General features: G+C 57.2%; 8 protein-coding genes and 1 pseudogene. 5 read left to right on the forward strand and 4 right to left on the reverse strand.

The window, feature by feature from the left end; translation table 11 throughout:
* The 5 genes and pseudogenes from DPV79_RS43905 to DPV79_RS32910 all read left to right on the forward strand — a co-directional run.
* A pseudogene (locus DPV79_RS43905) lies at window positions 1-113 on the forward strand (IS30 family transposase); the annotation flags it as partial.
* A gap of 252 nt (window positions 114-365) precedes the next feature.
* Window positions 366-2768, forward strand: a complete 2403-nt coding sequence (locus DPV79_RS32895; protein ID WP_113047413.1) for a tellurite resistance TerB family protein — start codon at window positions 366-368, stop codon at window positions 2766-2768.
* Entirely contained in the window at window positions 2765-4063 is a 1299-nt protein-coding gene (locus tag DPV79_RS32900; protein WP_113047414.1) for an ATP-binding protein, read from the forward strand. The genes DPV79_RS32895 and DPV79_RS32900 overlap by 4 nt, the downstream gene beginning before the upstream one ends.
* Window positions 4035-6278 (forward strand): DEAD/DEAH box helicase, encoded by a 2244-nt coding sequence (locus tag DPV79_RS32905; protein ID WP_113047434.1) that lies wholly within the window; start codon window positions 4035-4037, stop codon window positions 6276-6278. Before DPV79_RS32900 ends, DPV79_RS32905 begins: the two co-directional genes overlap by 29 nt.
* Before the next feature lie 159 nt (window positions 6279-6437).
* Window positions 6438-6899 (forward strand): hypothetical protein, encoded by a 462-nt coding sequence (locus DPV79_RS32910; RefSeq protein ID WP_113047435.1) that lies wholly within the window; start codon window positions 6438-6440, stop codon window positions 6897-6899.
* 28 nt (window positions 6900-6927) lie between these two features.
* On the opposite strand, the gene DPV79_RS42300 is transcribed toward DPV79_RS32910, so the two are convergent.
* The 4 genes from DPV79_RS42300 to DPV79_RS32930 form a co-directional block, all read right to left on the reverse strand.
* Entirely contained in the window at window positions 6928-7680 is a 753-nt protein-coding gene (locus tag DPV79_RS42300; protein WP_208866759.1) for a lysozyme inhibitor LprI family protein, read from the reverse strand.
* A gap of 409 nt (window positions 7681-8089) precedes the next feature.
* Entirely contained in the window at window positions 8090-9364 is a 1275-nt protein-coding gene (locus DPV79_RS32920) for an IS256 family transposase (RefSeq protein ID WP_425267370.1), read from the reverse strand.
* Between the two features lie 11 nt (window positions 9365-9375).
* Window positions 9376-10935, reverse strand: coding sequence for an amidinotransferase domain-containing protein (locus tag DPV79_RS32925; RefSeq protein WP_113047416.1), 1560 nt, complete (start codon window positions 10933-10935; stop codon window positions 9376-9378).
* Window positions 10936-11156: 221 nt separating this feature from the next.
* Window positions 11157-12617 carry an ATP-binding protein gene (locus tag DPV79_RS32930; RefSeq protein WP_113047417.1) on the reverse strand — a complete coding sequence of 487 codons (1461 nt, stop codon included), beginning with the start codon at window positions 12615-12617 and terminating at the stop codon, window positions 11157-11159.

The following is a 12617-nucleotide window of genomic DNA, read 5'->3' on the forward strand; positions in this document are numbered from 1 at the left end:
ATATTGCCAAGCTGATGAACGGACGCCCTCGTCAAACCCTCAACTGGAAAACCCCCGAAGAGGCCATGGCGACGGAATTAGCTACCGCCGGGTTGGCTAAACGTTGCACTTGATTCTTGAGACCGCCCTCGATATCAAGGCGTTCCCGCTAACCGACGCGTGGGCGCAGCGTCGATTTTCCGTGTGCCTCTCCCCCTCTAGTGTGTGCCGAACCGTTCATCGCGAAGAGGAGAACCTTCGAAAGGGAGCCGCCGTTTGATTTCGAACGCGATGCCCGAGGACGCATATTCCAGCGTAATATAATCGTCCAATCGGACTGCCTGACCGGATGGCGGCTGAGTTCGAAGAAGCGAGAGACCAAAACTATGAGCCGCAAGGCAAAAAAGTCGGGTGCCGGGGTGGGCGTGCTCGTCATGGCCCTATTGATTGCTATCGTTGTGGCTCCGAAAGGGAGCTGGACGATCGCTTTGGTGTTCACCCTTGTCTGTGTAAGCATTTCCGCCCTTACAAAGAAAAAGCAATTGCCCCCGACAACGAACTCCATGAGCACAAGCTCGGCGGAGTCGCAATCTATTGGGCCGGCGGAGGTTATGCCGAAAGCTACATTAGAGACCCGGCCAGAGCACGATGAGGAATTTTTGACAGTAACGCTGTCATCTGATTCAACTGGCTCATCCTATCGGATCGCGCCCCCGAGCGTCGAGTCTTCGCCAAAAGTTCACTGGATCAATCGCGGCGAGGCTGTGGACATTGCCGGAACAACGATTACTGGGGGTATGTTCTTTCTCGGTACACCGCGACGAGGCGAGGGGTACCAAGGCCTCGATGCGTGCGCTGTTGTTCCGAATTCGAACGTGGCAGCGAAAGGGAGTGAAAGCTCGGTTGGTCCCGAAGACTACTGGCTGAGTTACAACTCGTTTTCTGCTGCACATCGACGAACATATATCCAATGGCTGGCATCCGACCGGTCAGATCCGCAATTGCATCGAGGCTTCGTACAGTTCTACCTCCACGGACTCGAACGCCGTATTCTCGTGGATGGGATGCAGGGGCGCGTCGAAAAGGGAGAGCTCGATGCTATCGCGACTGAGCTGCTGCGTCTGAAAACTGTATATTCGAACACGCTTTCCACGAGCGCTGTCGACAATCTGCTCGAGTTCATCTCCGTGCATTCGGTGCATCCCAGGCGGCAGTATGAGCAGAGGCCAGGCCCAATCAGCAACACATTCGAAGTGCCACTTAGCATACGCGTAGCGTTCGGCCAGGCGTCGGTGGACAAAGCGCCCGTTCCTGTCGAGTGGGCCCTCGCGTGGGTGTTGGGTGACGGTGCCGTCAACAAGCGTACGCCGGTGACCCGTTGTGCCCGCGAATTCCGTCAGTTGTTCGAGAGGAAGTACGTCGAGAAGTATCGCGACGGGATGAGACTGCCCGTGAACAAAACGAAGCTTCGAGCGCCTGCGTCCACATCGTTCTACGCGCTCCGCGAAATTGAATATCCGGACTACATTACCTCGTTGCCCGATCTCACGGCCGTGACCGGCCCGAGAAACAAGCTACAGGAGTTGGTGTACGAGTGCACCGATGCACTGGACGCTTACAGCAGATTTTTGGGGCGGAACCCAGACGCAGAGGGTACGCTGGAAAGCACCCTTCTACTCCCGGTTGAGCTTTGGCAGGAGAGTGCTCGACTCGAACTCGAAACACTCGTCACGTCAGTCGCTAGTAGTACCGTCGTGACAACTTTCGGAAATCTGTTTGAGCGGTTCAAGGCAGCAGGGAACCTCACGCGTGACAAGCTGGCGACCCTCGCTCGCGTGCTTGGAGAAGCCGGCGTAGCAATGGAGCCGGATGTGCGAATTTCGGGGCGCACACCGAAGAACACGGATTTTGTGGCGTTGTACACGACGCCACCTAGCAATTCCACAAACCTGGCGGACGAGACATATCTCACGCTAGCGTTGACGGTGGACATGGCTGCTTCGATCGCGATGGCTGATGGGGCGGCGACGGAGCCCGAAATTGAGCTCATCTATCGACAGATTGAATCCTGGTCGCAGATGGCCCCACGTCAGCAGGATCGGCTCAAAGCACGTGTGCAGGTGCAGATCGCACAACCGCCGACTCTGGCAAGCCTCAAAAAGCGGCTTGAGCCACTGTCGGTGGACGCGAAGCATTCCCTTGCAACGCTGCTGATCCAGACCGCAAACGCGGACGGTGTTGTGTCGCCGGCGGAAGTCAAGCTGCTAGAAAAAGTGTACCAGATGCTCGGACTCGACCCGCAGCAGTTATATAGGGATCTACACGGTAATGCCGTTGTTGGTTCTCCAAGCTTGTCGCAAGCGCACACCAACGCACCTACGTTGAAGCTTGTGTCGTCGCAGCCGACCTTCACACTTGATTCGGCTCGAATCGAAGCGCTCCAAAAGGAGACTGCAAAGGTATCCGCAATGTTGGCCGGCGTGTTTGCCGACGAGGAGTCGGGCGCCCAGCCAGTTTCGGATCATGCCGCCGCCCTGGCAACGAAGCCAGAGTCCTTTAGCTTGCTCGGGATGGACGATGCTCACTCGGCGTTCCTTCGGCTGCTGCTGACGAGGCCGAAATGGACGCGCGCGGAGTTGGTCGATGCTGCATCTGACCTTGAAATGATGCTAGATGGCGCCATTGAACAGGTCAATGAGGCTGCGCTTGATCACTGGGACGAACCGCTCATTGACGGGGACGACCCAATCGAAATCAATCAGGAACTTGCACAACGGTTAGCAGCATGACAACAATTCGTCCCAAGGATCGCGATGCGGTTCTTCAGTCACTCCGCGCGGGCGTCGTTCCGCGAATCGGACAACACCTGATTCAGGTGGGTCGTCAGAAAGAACTCGATGCCCTGATCCAGGACATCGCGCGCGTCGCCGACGGCGGATCGAGTTTCCGCGTGGTGATCGGTGAGTACGGTGCAGGCAAGACGTTTTTCTTGAATCTCGTGCGGGCTATTGCCCTGGAGAAAAAACTTGTCACGGTCCACGCGGACCTGAATCCCGACCGCCGATTGCATGCGTCGGGCGGGCAGGCGCGCTCGTTGTACGCTGAACTGGCGAAGAACATCTCAACACGTACGAAGGCTGATGGCGGTGCCATGGCGGCCATCGTCGAAAAATTCATCGGCCAAGCCAAAACCGAAGCGAAGGCAGCAGGGCGAACGAGCGAAGAGGTTATTCGTGCTCAGCTCAACCAGTTGACCGAGATGGTCAACGGATATGATTTCGCCGACGTCATCGCCGCATATTGCCGTGGGTTTGAAGAGGGAAATGAGCAGCTCAAGGGTGATGCCGTTCGCTGGTTGAGAGGTGAGTTCACTACGAAGACGGATGCACGTGCCGCGCTGGGCGTACGCACTATCATTGATGATGCGTCGGTCTACGACCAACTTAAGCTAATGGCACGTTTCGTAAGACTTGCAGGGTACAGCGGGCTGCTGGTGTGCCTCGATGAACTGGTCAATCTTTACAAGCTCGCGAACGTTCAGGCACGGAACGCGAACTACGAACAAATCCTGAGGATCCTGAACGACTCTCTTCAGGGTTCTGCGGAAGGGCTCGGATTCGTCCTCGGTGGCACGCCTGAATTTCTGTTGGACACGAAACGCGGGCTTTACAGCTATACGGCTCTCCAGTCGCGACTCGCAGAAAATACGTTCGCCACGAGCGGGCTTGTCGATTACACGGGCCCCGTCATCCGGCTTGCCAGTCTTACGCCGGAAGACTTCTATGTTCTGCTGGACAAGATTCGCCTCGTGCATGCTTTCGGCGACGAGGCAAAGGCGCAACTGCCGGCCGAAGCTATTCCCGCTTTCATGGCTCATTGCGCGATGCGTCTCGGCGACCAATATTTTCGCACGCCACGAACTACGATTACCGCCTTCATCAATCTCTTGGCCGTACTCGAACAGAATCCAACAGCTGAATGGCAGCAACTGATCGGCGCGCTCGAAGTCGAGAAAGACACCGGGGGCACGAGTGACGTGGCGACCGAGGGTGACGATGAATTCGCCAGCTTCCGCCTCGGCTGATTCGAGGAGCTTTGACCTTCTCGACGAAAGGATTCGCCGGTGGATCTGGAGAGAAGGGTGGACTGAGTTGCGCGACGCGCAGGAGCGTGCGGTGCCTGCGCTAATCAATGCCGACCGAGACATCATCATTGCGGCCCAAACAGCGGCTGGGAAGACTGAAGCGGCATTTCTTCCGATCTTGTCAAACCTGCTGCGCGAGTCTCCGTGCAGTGGATCAGTTCTTTACGTTAGTCCCCTTAAGGCTCTCATCAACGATCAGTGGTCTCGGCTGGATAGCCTTTGCGAGGAGCTGGAGATTTCCGTTGTCGGATGGCACGGTGATGTTTCCAGCAGTAAGAAGCAGCGATTTTTCAGGAATCCGACGGGCGTTCTTCTGATAACACCCGAATCCCTAGAAGCGATGTTGGTCAACCGCGGGTCGTCCATGGAGGCGACATTCGCTTCTCTGCGCTACATCGTTGTCGACGAATTGCACGCTTTTATCGGCTCCGAGCGAGGAAAGCAGCTTCAGTCCTTGATGTATCGCGTTGAACGTGCATGTGGTCATACAGTGCCACGTGTCGGCCTATCGGCGACCCTCGGGGACATGCAGCTCGCCGCGCGGTTCTTGCGTCCGGGTGGCGAGTCGACGATTGGCATCATTGAGTCAAAAAGTACCACTCAGGAGCTGAAGGTCCTAATCAAGGGCTTCGTGCATCGACCGCCACGCGTAGAGCGCGAACCTGATCTTGAAAGTCCGGAGCTTGAGGATGCGCTCCCAGGAAGTACCGTTGACGTTGCGAATCAGCTTTATGCGTCGTTGCGCGGCTCTAACAATCTCATATTTCCGAACAGCCGCAGACAGGTGGAAACGTACGCGGATCTTTTGCGCCGCGCGTGCGAGCGCGACGCGTATCCCAACGAATTCTGGCCTCACCACGGAAGCCTTTCGAAGGAACTACGAGAGGACACCGAGCGAGCTTTGAAGGAAGGTGCAAGACCGGCTAGCGCCATTTGCACGACTACACTTGAACTCGGAATCGATATTGGCTCAGTGAAGAGTATTGCGCAGATTGGGGCACCGCCCTCGGTGGCGAGCCTGCGTCAGCGTCTAGGTCGATCCGGCCGCCGCAAAGGAGAACCATCCATCCTCCGTGGCTACTGTATAGAGTCCGATCTAACACCGCAGTCCGACTTTTCGGACAGGATACGCGAAGGTCTGGTTCAGTCGGTCGCTATGGTGCATCTGCTGATGCGGAAATGGTTCGAGCCACCACGAATCGGCGGCCTCCATGCATCGACTCTCGTACAACAGATTCTTTCAATCATCGCTGAACGCGGAGGGTGCACTGCAGGATATCTATGGAGCAGCCTGATTGCGAGCGGCACGTTCGACGCGATCGATAAGCAGACATTCACGGAGATTCTGCTTCATCTTGGCAAGCTCGACCTCATTGTGCAGTCGTCGAACGGCCTGCTGCTGCACGGCGAGGCGGGCGAGAAGTTGGTCAACCACTATGAGTTCTATTCCGCGTTTGCGACTGACGAGGAGTTCCGACTGATTGCCAAAGGGCGCCAACTCGGGAGCCTGCCAGTAGCACATCCACTGACAATCGGACAGGGGCTGATTTTTGCTGGGCGGCGCTGGCGCGTCCAGGAAGTAGATCAGGAAAACAAGACCATCTATGTGCTGCCTGACCACGGTGGTGCGCCGCCACAATTTGACGGCTACGGTGCAATGGTTCACGACGAAGTTCGGCGCGAAATGCGGCGCGTTCTTGCAAGTGACCAGGCGGAACTCACTCTGGACGCACGCGGTCGTGAACTGCTGCAAGAGGCACGTCGCTACTATGCTGATGCCTCGTTGGCTTCCGCCACGTTCATATCGGAAGGAGCGGCAGTGCACATCGCTACTTGGCGCGGTGACTGGATTAACGACACACTCGTCTTGCTGCTCAAGGCCCACAAAATCGATGCCTTCAACGGTGGTGTGGTGGTCAGCGTTACCAACGGAAACGTTGACCGTCTAGTCAACGTCTTTGGGGAGATCGGTGAATGGGATGCGACGACAGCCCTGGATTCGCTCGGGAAAATTGAAAATCTCGAGCAAGAGAAATGGGATTGGGCGCTACCTGAAAAAGTGAGGCGGCGTGCGTTCGCGTCGACACATCTGGATATTGATGGCGCGTTGGCTTTCGCCAGTGAGCTCAGAAGTGCTTGTTGCGATGGCGAGTAAGCGAAGACAGACACGAAGCGGCAGAAATGCCAGGGGGCGGATGTTTCGTGACCGCCTACTCGATCATTTCTTCCTTCGGAGCCTGCCGGTGCACGGCTCCGATTTTTTGCCACGAACCACGGGCGCAAGAGGACAACAACGATGACACGAAAGCGGTCGATGTCGCCATTTCTCGAAGGGGTGGTCTCCGAGGAGGTCTACGCGCGTTTGCTGCTGCGAAAAGCGCGGGCACATGTCGTTCGAGATCGCAAGCGCGGCATGCTCGCGACGGGCGCGCAATACAGAGATGCGATCCACGCGGACGTTGTCGCGAGCGGTGGCTTGGACGCCTACACAGGCAAGTCGCTTGACTGGCATCTCATCTCGACCTATGTCAATGCCGATTCGCAAGAGGGCGGGCACCACTACAAGGGTGGTTTCGCGCTGCTGCCCACGGTGGACCACGTCGAGGCTTCAGCCAATGAGGCTTCTTTCAAAATCTGTGCGTGGCGGACGAACGACGCGAAGAATGATCTGTCGGTGGAGGACTTTCTCTCCTTGTGCGCGCTAGTCCTCAGGCATGCCGGCTATCGTGTAGAGCCGCCAGAGGCAACAGGAACGTTAAAGGTTCTGTGTAGCTAAGCGACTGTTCTATCGAGTTCGTGCAACATCAATCATTTTCACCGGGTGCATTCATCATTCCCTGACTTTCTACGACTGTCGTCAGCCACTGCCGCTGACCTGCATACCATTGACCTAGGCAAAGCCGGTCGTGACAGTTGCGCTCGCGATAGTTCCATTGCTGCCTCGCGTGCTCCCTGAATGCGACCCGGTCCCGAACCACCGCCTTGGCATGGGCAAAGAGGCTTGCGAGCTCGACATCTTCCGCCGCTAGTTGAGCATCGCTGCAAATTAGATGCTCCGCATCCGAGCGGGCTTTCGCGCAGTCAAAGCTAGTTTTGATTGCCGGTGCATTTTGCAAATTGGCATCGTATTGATTTGCCGCAGCAGCCTTGGAAAAGCCCTGCTGTGTCAGGGCCGCGCGGTTTACCTCGACTTCGGCGCGGACACGCTGGAATTCGCTGACGTAATAGCGAAAATTTGAACATCGGGAATTGTAGTCCGCTATTGCCACGTTGAACGCGTTCACGGATATCTCCGAAGTTTGGATTACTTGCCCATCCCACGCTTCCAGCCGTATCTTCTGTGAAAGACAATAGCGAATCTGTGAGCGGTCGAGTATTAGTCCTTTGCCGGCAGGCGGAACGTTTTCTTCGTTGGAGGCGATTGTCTGCTCTGACGTAGCGGAAAGAGATGAATTCGGAGTTTCGAAACCACTTGATGATGTTTGGTTGGTTTCGATGCCCTGCACTGGAGGCGACTGAGATGGAGTATGAGAATTCAGAAGGAATGCGAACAGCACTAGTAAACCGATTCCGATAGCCCACCATTTCGCAGAACCATTGGGTCCGGAAGTGGGCTGCAGTGCTCCTGCATAGATGGGTGCTGACTCGCCGGCTTGTAGAGTATCGCTTCGTTCCGGTGAGGGCGGACTAGTAGGGGGGATTGGGAGAGTCGTGACATCTGAGGCCATCGATTCGAGCCCTGCGAATCCCTTCTTACTTTTTTCATTCGCCATGGAAGATCATCCCCTAACGTAGTCACTTAATTTATGAATGCCTTTTTCGAATCCTCCACGAATGATGTGCTCAATGATGTGCGTGTTACAGACGTGGACGTAAGACGCTGATCCATAGGCACCTTTCCGGTCGGGGGTGCCAATATAAAAGAACCTGTCCGCATTTTTGTGGGCGAGGCGGTTGAACAACAGGTTATCCGCGCGCCTGCGTAAACCGATCGCCGAACAGGATAGCAAACTGGTTCATCGCTGATTTCCAGTCGAAGGCAGTGCGTACCGTTTTGGCCAGCACATTGCGCAGCGCCAGCCAGAGCAGCTTGATCGCCGCCTCGTCATTCGGGAAGTGGCCGCGCGTCTTGATGATCTTGCGCAGTTGCATATTCAAACTTTCTATGGCGTTCGTGGTGTACACGACCCGTCGAATCTCTGGCGGGAACACGTAGAACGGTACGACGTGCTCCCATGCACGCTGCCACGATTGCACGATGGTCGGGTATTTCTCGCCCCAGGGGCCGTCAGCGAAGTCCTGTAACGCCTGTCTCGCGGCGTCTTCGCTGGCGGCCGCGTAGATCGGGCGCAGTGCTGCGGCGAGTACCTTACGGTCCTTGTAGCTAGCGTACTCGAGACTGTTGCGGATCAGGTGCACGATGCAGGTCTGGACAGTCGTCTTGGGATAGGCAGTGCCGATCGCCTCGGTCAGCCCCTTCAGGCCGTCGACCACGGCGATCAGGATGTCCTGGCAGCCGCGAGTCTTCAGTTCGTTGAACACCTTGAGCCAGAACTTGGCCCCCTCGGTCTGCTCGATCCAGAGGCCCAGCACGTCGCGCTGGCCATCGGCCTGGATACCCAAGGCCAGATACACGGCCTTGTTGCTGACCACGCCGTCATCGCGGATCTTGACCCGCAGTGCGTCGAAGAACACGACCGGATACATCGCCTCGAGTGGGCGGCTCTGCCAGCTCAGCGCCTCGGCCATCACCTCGTCGGTGACTGAGCTGATGAAGTCGGGAGATACCTCAGTGCCGTAGCTCTCGGCCAGAAACGCCTGAATCTCGCGCACGCTCATGCCGCGCGCGTACATCGCAATGATGCGTTCGTCGAAGCCGGTGAAACGACGCTCGTGCTTGGGAATCAGGATCGGCTCGAAGCTGCCGTCACGGTCACGGGGGACTTCGACACGAACCGGGCCGCGATCCGTGATGACCGTCTTGCCGCTGGCGCCATTGCGCTCGTTGGCCTGCCCTACGGGCTTGGCCTGGCCCGGCGGGTAGCCCAGATGCAGATTCATCTCGGCGCCCATCGCACGTTCGATGACTGCCTTGTTGAACGCCAGCATCAGGTCCTGCACTTCGGCCGGTGTCATCGGCCCCTTGACCAGTTGGTCCAGCAGTTCCTTGGGCAGTTCAGGCAGCGGCCCGCGGGCCGCTGCCTGACGCGCTACAGTTTGCCTTTTCTTCTTCATTGGCATATCCATGACTTTTACCTCTCATGATATGCCCCGCCCACAAAATGACGGATAGGTCCATATAATCGACCATCCGCACTCCAAACACGGACCTCGTGCCAGTTAAGGCGAACCCGTTCGTTCGATCCAAAGAATTTATGGCGAACCAAAGTCACAGCGTCGTCCTCGACTACGAAATCCCCAAAGGAAAATGATTGACCCTTTTCGAGAGCGGCGATCATCTCTAGGGCAAGGCGGACGCAGACGGCACGCCAAAGCGCGGCGACAAATCCCGAGTAGGTTGCTTCCTTACGTAGTTTGACGACCTGTTCGGAATCGTTGTCGCCGATGGCAATTGTGTAGTCTGTTCCAGTAGGAACTCCGTTTACTGATCGACGCACTCCCCCCCAGCGCACTCGCGTAATCGAGTTGAGTGGAATAGAGCGCCCGTTGCAGCGTATGCCTTGCGGTGAGATCGCCAACTCCTCTTTGAAAATTAGACCAACTTCTGCGCAGAAGGTAATGTCGCGCGCCCACTGCTCGTTATCTCGGTCGCGTTCCTCCCCCTGCAACCGCAGCCCCCGAATCACTTCGGAGTCTTCCTGAGCTCTCTCTGCAACCTCGGGCAGTTCTGCAAAGAGCTCGCGTAGTAGTCGAGTTATCCGGTCGGCTTGGTCAAGCATACTGTGTTCGTTATTTAGCATGACCCCAACGCCTCTCAGCGCATACGCGAGATCCTGGCTCGGTTGATGAACGATACCGCGGGATTTCGCGCTAGTCTGGATCGGCTTCGTGAATCGATACCAGTTGCGCGCAATCTTCTCGAGCCCATCGAGAACCACGTCGACCGCTTGTGCACCGCGCGGCGCAGCCTGACGTGCACTTTCGATGACGATAAACAGGGTTTCTGCCTCTTTTTGCAAGAGTCCCTGCGCCTCAACCTCGTAGCTGTCAACTAAGTCGTCGAGTAGAGTGGGGCCGTGCGTGTTTCCCTTGTCGGTGGCGAGGTTCACCACCGTCGACAAGGTTTCGATCAGCTTGGGCGGCTCCATCGTGTCCAGTAGGTTCCTGAGGGCCGATCGGTAGGCCTTGCGACGTTCAGATAATTCTTCCTCGACCAATTCGGCGGCTTGCACCTCCGGAAACCCGGAGATGCTGCGATCCTCGTTGACATCACGCAGGACCTCCTCAAGATCGATGGTTTCAACCACCTCGGCGAAGTCGCGAATGAATCTGGCCAAGGGCAACACCGATTCGTCGTCGGCGACGAGTTCGCAGGCAGTTGCCATTAGGTTCGCTCTCGCCAGGCCAGGCAGCCCTTGTTCGGACCGAATGGCTTGTGGATTGTCGGAGAGGCTTTGCATCAAGTTCTCGACGATTCGCGGCGCGACTCCTGGCATCCACGCCATCTCGGCCGAAAGCCTCGTCCTAGGATTGGTGAGTGCGGAGCGCGCTTTTTGGCAGACGTCACTGTCGAGATGTAGGGACTGTTCTTCAGCCATTGCGACTATTTTTCGGCGGTCGTCACGTGTGGTGACGCCGAGGACGCAAAAGGGGTTTCGATGCAGGGCCGTGTCGGTCGTGTTCTTACTCATTTCGATCTCGCCTTGTTGCACCGCGGTTCGAACTAGGATTCACCACGGCGCGTATTGCAGATGCTGGCCATTGCACTGAACTTATCGATCTTTGGCTCGACTTCTGAACTAGGTCGCTTACGACTTGCGTCTCCCGAGGTCTAGTTTGGACAGACGTTGATCGAGGAGGACGTTTGGCCTTTGCGATATTTCTCCGCAGCGTTCGAGAAGGCACCTTCCCGTTAGACAAACCCGATGCGTCGACCGGAGCCCAGTTCAGTCCGGGACGGTGCAGACTCAAGTGCTGCGAGAAGGGACTCTTGCCCGAGACGACTGGCGCCGGCGCGGGCGGAAAGCCGCGCACCTTCGCGAACCACGAACGCAACGTCTGAGAGTGGCCGCCCGGCGAGCTTTTGGGCCAACGGCACCGGATCAACTGTTCGGTCCTTCGGTAGATTTGCCAACAACTTGGTGAGTAACGCCGCTACTTCGGTCTCGTCTGGATAGCTAACCGCGATGACATGGTCGAAACGGCCACGACGCATAATTGCTGGGTCGATCATCTCCACGCGATTGGTCATCGCAATGATGAGGACCTCGTTTTTGGCAGCCTCTGGGATTCGCCGCAGGAATTCGGCAACTTCCTCGACTCGGTGGTGGCTTCCCGCGCCAGTCTCCCGATCGGCCAAGAAAGCCTCCATTTCGTCAATCACCAGCACTGACGGTGCGCTCCGCATTGCTTTCTCAAACATCTCGGAAACCTTGCGGCTGGTTTCGTGGATGAACGGGCTCGCGACTGTTGAAGCGTCGATCTGGAAGCACGGCCACCCGAGAAACTCGACTAGCTGTTCGACCGCGAAGGTCTTCCCGCATCCGGGCGGCCCGTATAGGACGGTCGCCGAAGGGAATCCGATGCCAAGTTCCTGATAGCGCTCCTTGTGTCGGACGATGTCGACTATGTGTTCGCTGAAAAATGCCTCCAACTCCACGCGCCCAGGAAGCGAGAACGGCTTGCCCGAGTCGATCGTCGCCCGTCGCTTCAAGTCGCCCCCGTGGGCGTCCGTCTGGTGCAGAAACGTCGTGCCGCGCTCGTCTGAATCCAGAGCGCGAGAATCGTCGGCCGCTTCGGCGTTTGGGTCGTCGGTGGCATCGAGCCCCGCCGTCAGGATAATTTCGTACAGGTGTGTGGTTCCCAACCACGTGAGCATCTGCTGTAAGCGTCGAAACGATTTGGTGGAGACGCGGGCACCGCCCGTCAGCCAGTAGCCGAGCACCGTGTCGTCGTCCGTGTGCGAAGTGATCCCGTAAGTGGGCAGTAGTCGGCTGAACTTTTCGACGTAGATAGCGTCCTGAAGCTGACTGTCTGCATCGATCATGCGCGTTTCTCTCAGGGCCGTTGCGAACGCTAGCGCCTCGCTCTTATTAACAGGCGAGCGGCAGTCGGACAGCGGAGCGAGCATTTGGCTCGGGCCGCAAGAAACCTCGCGGTAGATTTCGGACCCGAACATGAAACGGTGGAAGTCGCCGACATCAGCCAGTCCCGAGGCTGCCCACTTGGCAAATAGGTCTTCTCTCGCGATCAGGGCGTATCCGGCACCCTGAGTCTCTACGATTTGCCAGTTGAAATCGGTGTACCTCGGCCGCCCGCAGCGAGCCCCGTCCGGCAGTTCATATCCAATTGGCAGCCAGCTTTCGAGCGCCAC

Source organism: Burkholderia reimsis (genome assembly GCF_003294055.1).
Lineage (GTDB): Bacteria > Pseudomonadota > Gammaproteobacteria > Burkholderiales > Burkholderiaceae > Burkholderia > Burkholderia cepacia.

Excerpts from the sequence above, each read along its gene's own strand:
- DPV79_RS32895 (WP_113047413.1), top strand. The coding sequence starts at position 366 with ATGAGCCGCAAGGCAAAAAAGTCGGGTGCCGGGGTGGGCGTGCTCGTC.
- DPV79_RS32900 (WP_113047414.1), top strand. The coding sequence starts at position 2,765 with ATGACAACAATTCGTCCCAAGGATCGCGATGCGGTTCTTCAGTCACTC.
- DPV79_RS32905 (WP_113047434.1), top strand. The coding sequence starts at position 4,035 with ATGAATTCGCCAGCTTCCGCCTCGGCTGATTCGAGGAGCTTTGACCTT.
- DPV79_RS32910 (WP_113047435.1), top strand. The coding sequence starts at position 6,438 with ATGTCGCCATTTCTCGAAGGGGTGGTCTCCGAGGAGGTCTACGCGCGT.
- DPV79_RS32920 (WP_425267370.1), bottom strand. The coding sequence starts at position 9,364 with ATGCCAATGAAGAAGAAAAGGCAAACTGTAGCGCGTCAGGCAGCGGCC.
- DPV79_RS32925 (WP_113047416.1), bottom strand. The coding sequence starts at position 10,935 with ATGAGTAAGAACACGACCGACACGGCCCTGCATCGAAACCCCTTTTGC.